The organism is Sphingobacterium corticis, from assembly GCF_042684745.1.
In the GTDB taxonomy this organism is placed as follows: domain Bacteria; phylum Bacteroidota; class Bacteroidia; order Sphingobacteriales; family Sphingobacteriaceae; genus Sphingobacterium; species Sphingobacterium corticis.
On the sequence record NZ_JBHUMA010000007.1, the window covers coordinates 52,860 to 66,828 of the forward strand.

15 protein-coding genes are annotated in these 13,969 nt (G+C 40.9%); all 15 read left to right on the forward strand.

Annotated features, from left to right (window positions below; translation table 11 throughout):
- Positions 1-9: 9 nt before the first annotated feature.
- The 15 genes from ACFSQ3_RS13445 (at position 10) to ACFSQ3_RS13515 (ending at position 13,955) form a co-directional block, all read left to right on the forward strand.
- Positions 10-570, forward strand: coding sequence for a hypothetical protein (locus ACFSQ3_RS13445; RefSeq protein WP_380870083.1), 561 nt, complete (start codon positions 10-12; stop codon positions 568-570).
- Positions 571-645: 75 nt separating this feature from the next.
- The gene (locus tag ACFSQ3_RS13450) at positions 646-2,481 is read left to right on the forward strand and encodes an ABC transporter ATP-binding protein (protein WP_380870084.1); all 1,836 of its coding nucleotides are present in this window, start codon (positions 646-648) and stop codon (positions 2,479-2,481) included.
- A gap of 98 nt (positions 2,482-2,579) precedes the next feature.
- Positions 2,580-2,954, forward strand: coding sequence for a YtxH domain-containing protein (locus ACFSQ3_RS13455; protein WP_380870085.1), 375 nt, complete (start codon positions 2,580-2,582; stop codon positions 2,952-2,954).
- Between the two features lie 61 nt (positions 2,955-3,015).
- Entirely contained in the window at positions 3,016-3,675 is a 660-nt protein-coding gene (locus ACFSQ3_RS13460; protein WP_380870086.1) for a heme exporter protein CcmB, read from the forward strand.
- Between the two features lie 23 nt (positions 3,676-3,698).
- Positions 3,699-4,364 (forward strand): cytochrome c biogenesis protein CcsA, encoded by a 666-nt coding sequence (ccsA, locus tag ACFSQ3_RS13465; protein ID WP_380870087.1) that lies wholly within the window; start codon positions 3,699-3,701, stop codon positions 4,362-4,364.
- Positions 4,365-4,394: 30 nt separating this feature from the next.
- Positions 4,395-4,586: a CcmD family protein gene (locus ACFSQ3_RS13470; protein ID WP_380870088.1), complete on the forward strand. Its 192-nt coding sequence runs from the start codon at positions 4,395-4,397 to the stop codon at positions 4,584-4,586.
- Positions 4,587-4,598: 12 nt separating this feature from the next.
- Positions 4,599-5,582, forward strand: coding sequence for a DUF6427 family protein (locus tag ACFSQ3_RS13475; RefSeq protein WP_380870089.1), 984 nt, complete (start codon positions 4,599-4,601; stop codon positions 5,580-5,582).
- Positions 5,583-5,783: 201 nt separating this feature from the next.
- On the forward strand, positions 5,784-7,025 hold the full coding sequence (locus ACFSQ3_RS13480) for a hypothetical protein (RefSeq protein WP_380870090.1): 1,242 nt from the start codon (positions 5,784-5,786) through the stop codon (positions 7,023-7,025).
- Position 7,026: 1 nt separating this feature from the next.
- Complete coding sequence (gene lptC / locus ACFSQ3_RS13485) at positions 7,027-7,623, forward strand: LPS export ABC transporter periplasmic protein LptC (protein WP_380870091.1); 597 nt, start codon at positions 7,027-7,029, stop codon at positions 7,621-7,623.
- A 145-nt stretch (positions 7,624-7,768) separates the two neighbouring features.
- Positions 7,769-9,871 (forward strand): peptidylprolyl isomerase, encoded by a 2,103-nt coding sequence (locus ACFSQ3_RS13490; protein WP_380870092.1) that lies wholly within the window; start codon positions 7,769-7,771, stop codon positions 9,869-9,871.
- A 67-nt stretch (positions 9,872-9,938) separates the two neighbouring features.
- Entirely contained in the window at positions 9,939-10,454 is a 516-nt protein-coding gene (locus ACFSQ3_RS13495; protein ID WP_380870093.1) for a DUF2480 family protein, read from the forward strand.
- A gap of 31 nt (positions 10,455-10,485) precedes the next feature.
- Entirely contained in the window at positions 10,486-11,274 is a 789-nt protein-coding gene (locus ACFSQ3_RS13500; RefSeq protein WP_380870094.1) for a DUF3108 domain-containing protein, read from the forward strand.
- A gap of 9 nt (positions 11,275-11,283) precedes the next feature.
- Positions 11,284-11,850, forward strand: a complete 567-nt coding sequence (locus ACFSQ3_RS13505) for a DUF3109 family protein (RefSeq protein WP_380870095.1) — start codon at positions 11,284-11,286, stop codon at positions 11,848-11,850.
- Between the two features lie 66 nt (positions 11,851-11,916).
- Entirely contained in the window at positions 11,917-12,888 is a 972-nt protein-coding gene (locus tag ACFSQ3_RS13510) for a polyprenyl synthetase family protein (protein WP_380870096.1), read from the forward strand.
- 2 nt (positions 12,889-12,890) lie between these two features.
- Complete coding sequence (locus tag ACFSQ3_RS13515) at positions 12,891-13,955, forward strand: TerC/Alx family metal homeostasis membrane protein (protein WP_380870097.1); 1,065 nt, start codon at positions 12,891-12,893, stop codon at positions 13,953-13,955.
- The last annotated feature ends 14 nt before the right edge of the window (positions 13,956-13,969 follow it).

Here is a 13,969-nt window from a genome sequence, read left to right on the forward strand (position 1 = left end):
TTTTCTGTCATGAAAATAATCTGCAATCGATCATATCGACTATTCGGCGCCGTTTTGTTCTGTATTTTCTGCCTTGGGTCAATTCCAGCTTATGCGCAAATAAAAAGCACCGTAGATTCATTGTCCTACGAAACCCAACGTGCGAAAGTCAATAATTTGCTGGAACAACGAAAACAGAAGTTCGGAGAATTTGATCAATCCGTATTAAAGAAATCTGGCGTGTTCGGCATTTTCAAAACGAAGCGTGATATGCAACAATCGATCGATATTCTGAAATCAGTAGTGATTAATGATAACCACATCTTTCTAGAAACACAGAAACTACTCAGTCTGAAGGATTTTGAGAAAGAACATTTCCAAAAATTAGCGAGTGAATACGACACACAATCGTCGGCATATATGCGCACGATTACCAAATTGCAAACCGAAAACGACAAACTCCGTACACAAATCAACAACTTAGACGAAGGTGAACATCAAAGTGACATTTGGCTTTACCTATGTTTTCTGCTAATCATTGGATTGGCTTCTTATGTTTTTTACCTTAGAAAACAGCAACCTAAAAATTGACGAAACTCTGATAGGTTAGCGCTAGCGTAATAATTATCTTTGTGCATTCCATAAAAACGGGAAGAGTACAGTGACATGGCGAGACAACGATTGAATAGCGGCGATACTTGTGGGGATGATTTACCGAAGCCGAAATTGAATTTAGACGTACTGAAGAAAGGATATGAGATCTTTAAATACATCTATCCTTATCGGTTCAAGTTTATTTGGGGAATGATTTTCCTCATTTTATCGAGCTTAACCATGTTGACATTCCCGGCATTGCTGGGTGCGATGATCGATGCCGCGCAAGGCAAACAAACATACGATTGGTTGCCGGCAAGCATTTTACAGATCGGCTTTATCTCGATGTCGATTTTACTGTTCCAATCCATTATTTCCTTTTTCCGCATTCGTTTATTTGTTGAAGTTGCCGAAAAAGCGTTGGCTACCATTCGGCAAGATGTGTTCAACAAATTGGTTTCTTTACCGATGGATTTCTTCGCAAATCGTCGTGTAGGCGAGTTAAATAGCCGAATTTCTTCTGATCTTTCCCAAGTTCAAGACACCATGACCACCACTTTGGCCGAGCTTCTTCGCCAAAGCATCAGTTTGGCTTTCGGTGTTGCTTTGTTGATTTTTGTATCACCGAAGTTGGCGTTGATGAATTTGGCGATTCTGCCGGTTATCGTTTTAACGGGATTGATCTTCGGTCGTTTTATTCGTAAAATCTCGAAGGAAACACAAGATAAACTGGCCGATTCCAATGCGGTTGTGCAAGAAACATTGATGGGAATTTCTAACGTGAAAGCGTTTGTGAACGAATTTTACGAAACCACGCGCTATGCATGCAAATTACGTGATGTAGTACGCTTGGCAGTTCGAGGCGCCACATTTCGTGGCATCTTCGCATCGTTTATTATCTTCTGCGTGTTCGGGGCAGTAATTGTGGTAATTTGGTATGGAGCGACTTTGGTTGCCAGTGGCGAAATCACAGTTGGCGGATTAACCACGTACATCCTTTACTCCATGTTTGTTGCCGGATCCATGGGCAGTTTCCCTGAGCTGTATGCCAACGTGCAACGCGCTATTGGTTCCAGCGAACGGGTTTTGGAAATCTTGCGCGAAAAGCAAGAAAAATTAGAAATTTCTGAACATAATAAAACGATTACGAAACGTATTCGTGGCGATGTAAGTTTTGATCATGTTATGTTTTCTTATCCAACGCGCCCTGATATTCAGACATTAAAAGACATTTCATTTCAGATTAGCGCCGGACAAAAATTGGCAATTGTCGGGCCGAGCGGCACTGGGAAATCCACCATTGCTTCTTTAATCCTTCAGTTTTATGAACCAAGCGCGGGAAAAATCTCTTACGATGGTTTGCCAGCGAAAAACTACGATCTGACGGATATCCGCAATCAAGTAGCAATCGTTCCACAAGATGTGTTGCTTTTTGGGGGAACGATCGCTGAAAATATTGGTTATGGTAAACTTGGCTCGGATCTCGACCACATCATGTCGGCTGCGAAACGTGCAAACGCACATGATTTTATCATGAGCTTTCCGGAAGGCTACCAAACGCTTGTTGGCGAACGCGGCGTGAAATTGTCGGGTGGACAGCGCCAGCGGATTGCTATAGCACGCGCTTTATTGAAAGATCCTTCAATTTTGATACTTGATGAAGCGACCTCTTCTTTAGATTCTGAATCTGAACGATTAGTACAACTTGCGCTTGAAGAATTAATGCGCGATCGGACTTCGATCATCATCGCCCATCGTTTATCGACTGTACGCGACGCAGACACCATTCTAGTTGTTGAAAATGGATACGTTACCGATTCGGGCAATCATCAGGAGTTGATGGCAAAAGGGACTGGATTGTATCATCACTTATACTCGCTACAGTCTTTAGACACGCTAGTAGGTTAAAATTCGTTAATTTTACTTTTCTTCAAACCTTTTGAACCGATTGTTGTTAGAAATTTACATCGAACAACAGAATTTTTGACTATTAAAAGATAGAAAGCATGAAAAGTAAAAACGGAATAGTAGCCTTCGCATTATTGGGATTAGCAGCAGGAACAGCGGCTTATTATTTATTCGCTACTGAGGACGGAAAGAAACAATTGGATTGTGCAAACAAAAGTTTAAAAGATCTGACCAACTCCGTTAAAAGTTTATCGAAAAAAGAAGCTAAGCGCGCAAAAGAGTTTGCTAAATCGGCTAAACAAGATTTAGATGAATTAAGAAGTAAGGCAAAAGACGCGAGTAAAAGCGTAATCGATAAAGCAGCGATCAAAGCAAACGAATGGGCTGAAAAAGCTTCGGAAGCAGCGGGATCCGCAAAAGATATTTCTGCAGAATATGCTTCTAAAGCAAAATCTGAAATTAATAAAGCGTAAGCAGAACATTTTGAGCAATAAGTAGCGTGCAGCTACGCATTCCTTATTATCTTTGCATGGTATGGATTTGTGGAAACAAGTACGCATTTTAGTTGCTAAGGAGATGAAATTAGAGTGGAGATCCAAATCTGCACTCAACAGCATCTTACTATATGTGGTATCCACCGTATTTGTTTGCTATCAAGCATTCAACTCGGTGGATTCCGTCGTTTGGAATGCCTTGTTTTGGATTATTTTGTTGTTTGCATCAATTACGGCAATTACACGCGGTTTCGCGCAAGAAACACAACATCGCTTCCTATACTATTACCACTTGGTCAATCCTAAAGCGTTGGTTTTGTCCAAAATACTCTACCACGCATTACTGATGATTGCGATATCTTTGGTTGCTTTCGTGGCATATAGTACCATTTTCAAAAATCCCATCGAAGATTTAATACTTTACTTCACGGCAGTGTTACTTGGTGCGCTAAGTTTCTCCTCCGTTTTCACCATGGTTTCCGCAATAAGTGCTAAAACCGGAAACAACAGCACGATCATGTCGATCTTAAGTTTTCCGGTAATCATTCCGCTATTGATCGTGTTGATCAAGCTGTCCAGACAATCCATGTTAGGTTTGGAACGCGCAATGAGCACCAACGAACTGCTTGTGCTGATTGCAATTAATGTGATTACGATTGCCATATCTTTATTGTTATTTCCGTACCTTTGGCGGGATTAAAACAAGGGTATCTTTAAAACGATATGAGAAACAATTGGTGGAAAATTTTGGGAGTAGTGATGGTAGCGAGTTCCATCGTTGCCGGGTTATTAGGTCCTGTTCCCGAATTACCGATTTTGAATGAAACCATTCGCAACGTTTACTTTCACGTACCAATGTGGTTCGCAATGATCATGATGTACCTCATTTCCGTTGTCTATAGCGTGAAATATCTAGGATCATCGGACAGAAAACACGATTTGATTGCCGTGGAAGCCGTAAATACAGGGATTCTTTTTTGCGGATTAGGCCTGCTTACAGGAATGCTTTGGGCGAATATAACCTGGGGAGATCCATGGCCTAACGATCCAAAATTAAACGGATCAGCTATCGCAACTTTAATGTACTTGGCTTATCTAGTATTGCGAAATGCGTTAGAAGAAGAGCAAAAACGCGCAAAAATTTCCGCTATTTATAATATTTTCGCATTTCCTGTCATGATTGTGTTGATCTACATTTTACCTAAAATGACGGACTCCTTACATCCTGGGAGTGGCGGGAATTCTACGATTGGCAGTTTAGACATGGACAATAATATGCGTCCTGTGTTTTACACCGCTGTTATCGGATGGATATTAATAGCTACCTGGATCGGAACTTTACGATATCGTATCCGTTTGGTGGCCGATGAAAATGACGTGACGTTATAATGCGCAAAGAAGATTAAGATGAAAAAACATTTGATAACGATAATAAGTTTGTTGGCGGTTGTTTTTCAAGCGTCGGCTCAATCAGTAGAAATGGCTACCGGACTACGCTCCGAAGGTAAAATCTATGTGGTAATCGCAGTAATGCTCGTAATCTTTTTGGGTGTTGCAGCCTATTTATTCAGCATAGATAGTCGAGTAAAAAAACTAGAAAGAAAAAAGTAAACCTACCAGCGAATGATCATCCGACAGCATAGAAACCTCTCTGCGCTTAATATCCTTCTAGTATCGATTGTCGGACTTTTACTTTGCTTAGGCGTTTTTATTCACTTACCTGACGCGTTGGCGCCCGTACTTTTTGAGCCCGCGTTAAACAATTTGATCGACTTCAAAATTGGCGATCGCCTGCCACCCTACGCTAATGTACTCATCACATTGGCACTTACCTTATTTCAAGCTTTCCAGCTCAATAGAATCGTCAACTACTACAATTTTCTTGGCAAACCAAGCTTTCTGACGGCGCTCATGTTCATGACGTTGGTCAGCTTGTTTCTACCGTTCTTAATCTTATCCCCGACATTGATTTGTAATTTTCTAACCATTTGGATGTTATCCAAATTATTTAAAATATACAAATTAAGCAATATCCGCGGACGGATGTATGATCTGGGGATTATTGTGGCGTTAGGTAGTTTGGTGTATTTTCCTTTCATCGTCATGCTGGCTTTGCTGTGGGCAAGTTTACTCATCTTCCGTCCATTCGATTGGCGAGAATGGCTGACGCCGTTGTTGGGCTTTATCACAGTATATTTTCTACTTGGCGTCGTTTATTATTGGAATTATCGGCTGGACGATTTTTTGACCATTTTTTCGCCCTTTACTACACCATTTAGTGCAAGCTTACATGTAGATCGCTACGATTTAATCGCGTTGGCTCCGGTAGCCATAGCTATGCTGTTATTTTTAAGTTTATTGAAGGATCAATATTTTAAAAGCGTGGTGCACGTTCGAAAATCGTTCAAGCTATTATTTTATATGCTTGTACTTATTCTCGCGTCCTTCTTTCTAGACCACACCATTACCATTAACCATTTTCTCCTTTGCGTTCCTCCTCTATCTATTTATTTGGCTTACTATTTTACGTATGCTAAAAGCAAATGGATATACGAAACCATGTATTTATTGATGGTTGCCGGCATCATTGCATCACAATTTATATAAAATACTAAACATCAATGCTTTAACCTTTTTTAACAAGATAATCAGGCTAAAGCGTCAAAATTTAGATAGTTTTGTAGCAAATTTCATCTAGATTATTTTCCGAAAATAGGTGAATACCGAGAACACTTAATATTACACGCGTTGAAAAATAGATTACTAAGGGTTGCTTCTTCCATGTTGTTGTGTGGCGGTTTGATATGCATGAACGAGACAACAGTGCAAGCGCAAACAACTACCTCCCATTCTCCATATTCTCAATTTGGTTTGGGACAATTACGCGAAGATTTAACCCCTCAACAACGATCCATGGGTGGCTTATCTGCTGGTGTACGTTACTTAGGCGGAATGCCGACATTAAACATTTCCAATCCAGCATCTTATTCGGCCATGAACCGCGTAATTTTCGATGGTAGTATGTACGGAAATTTTACGCAACTAAGTAAAAGCAACGCATCGGATAATACAGCAGATTTTGCTTTCGGGCACATTGCTTTCGGTATACCATTGAAAAAAGCAGGTGGTCTTTCCTTTGGTTTGCTTCCGTTTTCGGATGTTGGATATAACGCATATGAAGATCACAACCTTGGCGATTTACGCTACCGCAAGAGCATTGCAGGCGAAGGCGGATTGAATAAAGCATACTTAGGTTATGGTGTAAATCTTCCCATAAAAGGTTTGAGCATCGGGGCGAACGTTGGTTATCTATTTGGTAATTTAACGGATAAATCAACCGTTGAATTCCCGTACAATCCAGAAATTTATAATACCGTACAAACAAACAATCGTTATGTCCGCGGCGTCTTGTTGGACTACGGTATGCAATATTTCCGCTCACTGGGTAATCGTATGAGCATGACGATTGGTTATTCCGGATCATTGGATAACCGGGTGAACAATGAAACTTCTTCCATGGGAACAATTAGTTCTGGCGGTACCGGAGCACTCGACACCGTTATCAGTCCGGTAACGTTTGATAGAAACTTGAACTTACCCTTAAGACACAGTGTCGGCGTAACGCTATCCAAAGGCTACAACTGGACTGTCGGAGCAGATTTCAAATATTCAGACTGGTCGAAAGTACAACAACGGGAGGGCCAACCGGAATTGGGTAAAAATATGGGTGTTGCCATTGGAGGTCAGTTCAAACCTGATCCTACATCGCCACGTTACTTAAACATTGTCGATTACCGTTTAGGTTTCCGGTATAACCAAACGGAAGTAACATTGAACAACCGTCGTATTAATGATATGGCCGTTTCTGCCGGATTTGGAATTCCGTTGGCGCAAAAAAGTTTCGGTCGAACCTTCTCTATGATTAACATTACCGGAGAATTTGGCCAACGCGGTACATTACAAAATAATTTGGTTCGAGAGCGCTATATTACCTTGCATTTAGGATTTACAATAAATGATACTTGGTTTATTCGAGGCAGCATTGACTAATATGAATACTCAGCGAACGCAGCATATTCTAGCACGGATTTCCGTGCTTTTCTGTGTCTTGACATTTTTGGCAAGCTGTGAAAACGATATGCGTGATATCGATCGCATCGCATCACTTACAGAAGAAGAAGCGGTTGATATATCGAAAAATGTTTCGGTTACCTACAGCGATTCCGCAAAAGTGAAAGCCGTAATGACTTCGCCCGAAATGCGTGTCTATCATGATAGCACGGGAAATTCAGAGTTCAAAAAAGGCGTCGAAATTATATTTTATGACGAAGCGCTAAAAGAAACACAACGAATCACATCTAATTATGCATTAATGCATCAAAAAGAAGAGTTGACCGAGTTTCGCGACAACGTAGTTATTACGAAAGCTGATGGTTCAATCATCAAAACTGAAGAGCTTTTCTACGACGAAAAAAAACAACGTTATTACAACACGGTTCCGATCATTTTCTTCTTTAGCGATGAGCGCGGCAATCAGGCAGCAACATCGTTTTCATCCGACGCCGGATTCAATCGTATTGAAATGGAATCACCAACAGGATATTGGATTTCGAGAGATAATAACCTCTTCCCTTCCACGGGTTTTTAGCCCTTCGGGTAAGTCATTTAGCTAGAATTTAGAGGCACAAAAAAATACATCTATTTTTTAATAAAAATTGTATCTTGCGCCTTGTTTTAAATAAGGTATAATAAAACAGTATAATCAAGCAATTAACAACATCAAATAAGTAGATATGGGATTAATGAGCTATTTACGAAGCCGAGCAGGCCTAGTGATATTCGTTATTGGTTTAGCAATTGTTGCATTTTTATTAGGTGATATCATCAATTATGGAACACCATTTTGGATGAAAAACCAGAATGAGGTAGGAAGTGTAAATGGTGAAGGAATCGACTACCAAACATTCAATCAACAGGTAGACCAAGCCGTTGCAGGTTTTCAGCAACAAATGGGCGGCGGTAGCTCTCCAGAAATGACCAATTACGCAGTTCAACAAGTTTGGAATCAATACGTTTCTGAAGAATTGTTGAAACAAGAAATCGCAAAAATTGGCATAAGCGTTGGTAAAGATGAGTTAAACAATTTGGTTTTCGGAGAAAATCCATCTCCGCAAATTCTGCAGATGTTTACTAACCCGCAAACTGGTCAATACGATAAAAACCAAGTTGCGATGGTAAGTAGCCAAGCTAAAACAAATCCCGAAGTTGCTCAACAATGGGAAGCTCTTTTGGAAAGCATTCGCGCGCAACGCTTAAATGAGAAATACTCGAACTTGCTTTCTAACAGCATGTACACAACAGCATTAGAAGCAGAGCAAGAACATAATTCCCGCAACAAAATCGCGAACTTTAAATATGTGATGTTGGACTACGCTTCTGTAAAAGATTCGGAAGTAAAATTGGCAGATAGCGATTACAAAGAATATTACGATAAGCATAAAAAATCTTTCCGTAACACGGAAGAAGTTCGCTCTTTAGAGTTTGTATCTTTTGATGCAAGACCAACTGCGGCAGATACAGCAATGATTCTTTCAGAAGTAAATCAATTGAAATCTGATTTACAAAACTCTTCGACAGAAGAACAATTGGCAGCGAGCGTTTCGGAAACGAAATATCCAGTTCGTTACTATTCAAAAAATCAATTGAACCCAGCGTTGGATTCTGTGGTATTTAATGTGGCGGCTGGTACAGTTGTAGGTCCATTTTTAAGCGGAAATTCCTACGAAATTGCGAAAGTGCTAGATACTAAATTCAGTCCAGATTCGGTGGAAGCAAGCCATATCTTGTTGAATCCGGTAGCTGAAGGCGGTGTGGAACAAGCGAAAGTAAAAGCGGATTCGATCAAGAAATTAATTCAAAGCGGTGAAAGCATTGCTGGATTGGCGGTTGAGTTCAGTGTAGATGAAGGCAGTAAAGTAAACGGCGGGAGTTTAGGAACTTTCACGCGCGGACGCATGATCCCGGCTTTCGAAGATGCTGCATTCGGCGGAAAATCGGGTGATGTAGTTGTAGTGGAGTCCGATTATGGTATTCACATCTTAAAAATCGAACGTCAAATCGGCAACTCCAAAATCGCTAAAACAGCGATTATCGATAAAAGCATCGTAGCAGGAAGAGCAACGCAGGATGCTGCTTATGCGAAAGCTAATGCATTCTACTCGGAGGCGAATAAAGACAACTTCAAAGAAGTTGCTGGCAAGCAAAACCTGAATCTGCAAACTTCTGCTCGCACATTAGCGATGGACAATAGCTTAAACGGAACAACGATCCCTCGCGAACTGATCCGTTGGGCATTTGAAGCGAAAAATGGCGAAGTTTCCGATAAAGTTTACGAATCGGATAGTCATTACATTGTAGCACGCGTTACAGGAGTACAAGAAAAAGGTATTCAGCCATTGGAATCAGTGAAAGGAGAAATTCAACCAGCGGTTCGCAATATGGTAAAAGCACGCATGCTGAAAGAAAAATTGAATAATGCAATCAGCGGTTCTTCTACGATCGAGCAGATTTCACAAAAAGTCGGCAAAAACGTACAAACGGTAGAAAACGTTGTTTTTGCTAATCCAGTTATTCCTGGAGTAGCATTAGAAAATGCGGTAGTAGGAACAGTATTCGGTTTACAACCAAATAAACCATCAGCTGCTGTAGAAGGCAACCAAGGCGTCTATGCGGTGCAGGTAATTGGCTTCGTAAATCCGAAAGCGCTATCCGGAGAAGAATTGAACAAACAACAACGCCAAATGATGAGCACAAGCACACAACGCGCTTGGGGCGGCATCTTCCGTGCGCTACAGGATAAGGCAAAGATTGATGACAATCGCATTAGATTCTATTAGGATTTAATAGCTAACTTTACAGCCGGATATATCATGTGTATATCCGGCTTTTTTATATCTAAAGGTTATGGAGATACAGGAAACCATTGTAAACAAAGTTGCGCAGAGCGGATTGATCACGGTGGATTTGGCACATTTTGCTCCACAAGAAGATATCGTTGTTTACGACATCAAAGACAATCTGTTTCACGGATTGATTCTGAAAGAAAAAGATTTCCGCGATTTTATTAAGAACCACGACTGGTCGGAATACACGAACAAACACGTCGGCATTATTTGTTCTACGGATGCTATCGTCCCAACTTGGGCGTATATGTTGTTGGCAACGAAGTTGACACCAATTGTAGCGTCCATTCATTTTGGCGATGCAGATATGGTTCGTACGAATTTATTTCGCGATTTATTATCCAACATGGATTATGCGCGGTTTGCGGACGAACGCGTTGTGGTAAAAGGTTGTGGAGATATCCCAATTCCTACGGAGGCTTTCGTCACATTTACCGGAAAACTCACTCAAGTGGCTAAAAGCGTGATGTACGGCGAACCATGTTCTACTGTCCCGGTGTTCAAGCGGAAAGCTTAAACTATATTCATTCGCAACGGTCTAAACCGCTATGAGAAAAACGTTTGTTACCATTGCCTTTACGTGTTTTATTTGCTTGTTCACCTTTGGACAGAAACTGCCTTATCTTTCCGAGCCAACGTTTCAGGCTGGCGAGAAATTGCGGTATCGGCTGAAATACGGTTTTCTCAATGCAGCATCCGCTTATTTACAAGTGAGCGATTCCAATTTGAAATTTGGCCCCGATGCTACCTTTCGGTTATTTGCTAGCGGACAAACATCCGGCGCGTTTTCTCTATATACTGTTAAAAATAAGTACGAATCATACATAAATAAACGTACGTTGCAACCGTATCTTTATGTAGAAAATATTCAAGAAGGCAGTTACAGCAGGGAAGAATACGCCTCCTTCGATCAGCGAAACCGAACGGTAACGGGCAAAAAAGGTACGTTTAAAAGTCCGGAAGCCCAATTCTTCGACTTGGTTTCTGCCTATTACTTCGCTCGAAACTTAGATTTTTCTAAATTGAAATCCGGTGATAAATTTGATATAACGTATTTCTTGAGTGATGAAATATCCAAGCTTAGTGTGGAATATGTGGGCACGGAAAAAGTAAAAACTGCGCTAGGCACATTGGACTGCATCAAATTAAGTCCACAAATCTCACCGGGTCGCATTTTCAAAAAGGATAGTAAACTGTATCTTTGGGTCACCAATGACGGAAATCGTATTCCGGTGAAAGCACATGTCGAAATCCTGATTGGTTCGATTACGCTAGAATTGGCGAAAGCAGAAGGATTAAAGTACAAACTGGGACAACGCGCCAGCTATTCTAAATAAAATAATGCCATGATTGAAGTAGGAAATGTCCTCGTCAATGAAGATGTAATAAGCAACGATTTCGTTTGCAATCTCAATAAATGTAAAGGAATTTGCTGTGTAGAGGGCGACTCGGGTGCGCCACTATTGCCGCGTGAGTTGGATATTTTGAAAGAAATTTATCCGAAGGTAAAACCTTACATGACGGAGAAAGGCATCGAAGCCATTGAGCAGCAAGGAACACACGTGGTGGATATGGACGGCGATCTGACCACTCCGTGCGTAGATACCAATAAGGAATGTGCGTATGTGATGTGGGAAAATGGCATGACGAAATGTGCAATTGAAAAAGCGTACGAAGAAGGTGAGGTAGATTGGCAAAAACCTATTTCTTGCCACCTCTATCCAATCCGAACGACTCATTATCCGGAATTTGATGTATTGCATTATGACCGGTGGTCGATTTGTAGCGATGCGTGTACTTTCGGAAAAGAATTAGGTGTTCCGGTTTATAAATTCTTAAAAGGTCCTTTAATTCGCGAATATGGCGAAGCTTGGTATGAAGAGTTGGAACTTGCGGTAAATTCCGACGTGTAATTTTAGTACTTTTATCCCCGAAACAAATTCCGTTGGACAATTATTATTCGGTTTCAGAACCTATCCATGCTTAAACTTGACGTCATACAACAACCTATAGCCGAACATCTCAAACGCTTTGAAAAAACATTCAAGGCTTCGATGCAAAGTTCGGTTCCATTATTGGATCGGGTTACACAATATATACTAAAAAGAAAAGGCAAACAAATGCGTCCTATGTTTGTCTTCTTGTCGGCCGGATTGTCGGGCGAGATTACAGAATCGACATATCGTGGCGCATCTTTGGTGGAGCTATTGCATACCGCATCCTTGGTGCACGACGATGTGGTGGATGACGCATACGAACGTCGTGGTTTCTTCTCGGTAAACGCACTTTGGAAAAACAAAGTAGCTGTTTTGGTTGGCGATTTTTTGCTATCCAAAGGGATGTCCTTGTCGGTGAAGCACGACGAATTAAATTTGCTAAAGATCATGTCCGACGCGGTGGAAGAAATGGCAGAAGGCGAACTTTTGCAAATCGAAAAAGCGCGTAAGCTAGATATCGAAGAGTCGATTTACTTCGAGATTATCCGGAAGAAAACTGCTTCGCTGATCGCCTCTTGTTGCGCGTGCGGCGCATCTTCTGCCGGAGCGTCCGAAGAGGTTACAAGACGCTTGCATCTTTTTGGCGAGAAGGTGGGAATTGCCTTTCAGATCAAGGATGATTTATTCGATTTTGGGTTGGATGATGTGGGAAAACCAGTAGGTAACGATATTCGAGAAAAGAAGATGACCTTGCCACTGATTCTTGCTTTGCAACAAACGGACAAGAAGGAGAAACGTCGGATTATCAACTTAGTTAAAAACCATAACGACGATCGGGATAAAATTACTGAAGTGATTGAATTTGTACGTAGTGGAAATGGGTTGGAATTAGCAACCGAGCGCATGCTACAATATCAACAAGAAGCTTTCGATATCTTAGCCGAATTTCCAGATAACGTATACAAAACCGGATTAGAACAATTGGTGCGATATACAACAGAACGTAACAAATAATTATGAGCCACGAATTGCTATTTTTTGGAGGGTTTATTCTATTCATTGTCCTCATGTTAGCTATTGACTTGGGATTATTTGCTAAAGACAATAAACCGATTAGTTTGAAATCTGCGACGATCATGAGCATCGTTTGGATTTGCTTTGCATTAGGTTTTGCTGGCATCCTCTACATCTGGGGGCATGAATTGCACAGCATCACCGATTTAACTACGTTGAAGGATATCATTGCTAAGCATTCGCATAAAATTGACATTGTAGAAAATGATTTCGCGAAAAGCATTTCTATCTACAACCGCAATCTAAGCTTAGAATACCTGACTGGTTACGTGGTGGAGTATGCGCTTTCCGTAGACAATATCTTCGTGATGGTGCTGTTGTTTTCTTCTTTCGGCATTCCCGAAAAATATTACCATAAGATTCTAGTTTGGGGAATCATTGGTGCTATTTTGCTCCGCTGTATCTTCATTTTCATTGGCGCTGCACTGATTGCCAAGTTTGGATGGATTCTTTACTTATTCGGTGCTTTCTTGGTGTATACAGGCATCATGATGTACGTGAAACGAAATGAAGAAGAGGAAGTTGATCCTAAAAACCATCCTGTGGTAAAGTTCGCTTCCAAATATTTCAAAGTAACTCATGAAACGGATAGCGGTCGTTTCTTTGATATACAGAACGGTGTTCGCTACATTACCCCGTTGTTTTTGGTATTGCTTGTTATTGAATTCACGGATTTAATTTTTGCTGTAGATTCTATCCCGGCGATCTTCTCTGTCACGCAAGATCCGTATATCGTGTTCTTTTCGAATATCTTTGCGGTGCTGGGTCTGCGTTCTATGTTCTTCCTATTAGTCAACATCATCCACAAATTCCATTATCTGAAAGTTGGTTTAGCTTTTCTCTTGGTATTTATTGGTGCAAAAATGTTGTTGCATGATTGGTTGCATAGTTGGGGATTCGAAACGATTCATTCGCTCATTATCATCATCGGAATACTGGCTATCAGTATTATAGCATCATTAATGTTTCCAAAAAAAGTCGAAGGCGACCCGTTATCTAGACCATAATTTAGGCTTTATTT